Raw genomic sequence first — 1113 nt, 5'->3', positions numbered from 1 at the left:
CCGCCGCATGCCCACCGCCGACGCCCCGCGCGCCGCCGCGCCGCGCACCGCCGCCGCGCGTGCCGCCGCCCCGCGCGCGGCAGCCGCCCGGACCCCGCGGGTCACCATCCGCGCGGTCGCGGAGCACGCGGGCGTCTCCCGGCAGACGGTGTCGAACGCGCTCAACGCCCCGCAGCGGCTGTCCCCCGGCACGCTGGAGCGGGTGCGCCGGGCGGTCGCCTCGCTCGGCTACCGCCCCGACCACGCCGCCCGCGCGCTGACCTCCCGCCGCTCCGGCCTGATCGGGATCCGGGTCGGGTCGACCGCGCACCGCGCGGCCGCGCACCCGGACCGGCTGCTGCACGAGCTGGTCGCCGCGGCCCGGCCGCACGGCTACCGGTTCCTCGCGTTCGACGCGCCGTACGGGGACGACGCCGCGGAGATCGCCGCCTACGGCGAGCTGCTGGCCGCCGGCGACGTCGACGCCGTGCTCGTCGCGGACACCCACCCCGGCGACGCGCGCCCGGCCTGGCTCGCGGCGCGCGGTGCGGCGTTCGTCGCGCACGGCCGGCCCTGGGGCGACCCCGCCGCGGACCACCCGTGGGTCGACGTCGACGGCGCCCTCGGCGTGCGGCTCGCCGTCGAGCACCTGCGGGCACGGGGCCACCGCCGGATCGGGTTCGTCGGCTGGCCCGCCGACGGCGCGGGCGGCGACGCCCGGCGCGCGGCCTGGCTCGCGGCGACCGCCGGGGCGGACGGCGACCCCGGCGCCCGGGGCCCCGAGGTGACCGCCGCCGCCGACGACCCGGACGCGGCCGCCTGCGCGGTCGCCCCGCTGCTCGGCGGGCCCGGCGACGCCCCGACGGCGCTGGTCTGCGCGTCCGACGCGCTGGCGCTCGGCGCGCTCGCCGCGGTCGCGGACGCGGGCGGGACCCCCGGGCGCGACGTCGCGATCACCGGCTACGACGACTCCGACCTGGCGGCGTTCGCGCGCCCGGGGCTGACGAGCGTGCGGCAACCGATCAGACTGGTGGCGCACACCCTCGTCGAGCAGGTGCTGGACCGGCTCGGCGTCGACCTCGGGCACCCGCCGGCCCCCGCCGGGCTGGTGCCGCCCGAGCTCGTCGTCCGGGC

General features: G+C 82.1%; 1 protein-coding gene. It reads left to right on the top strand.

The window, feature by feature from the left end; translation table 11 throughout:
* Positions 1-1113 (top strand): LacI family DNA-binding transcriptional regulator (locus tag G6556_RS18915; RefSeq protein WP_205693777.1); only part of this gene is annotated, 1113 nt, incomplete at both ends.

The sequence above is a fragment of the Cellulomonas sp. IC4_254 genome, from assembly GCF_011603975.1.
Classification (GTDB): Bacteria; Actinomycetota; Actinomycetes; order Actinomycetales; family Cellulomonadaceae; genus Cellulomonas.
This window is presented reverse-complemented; position numbering and strand designations above follow the sequence as displayed.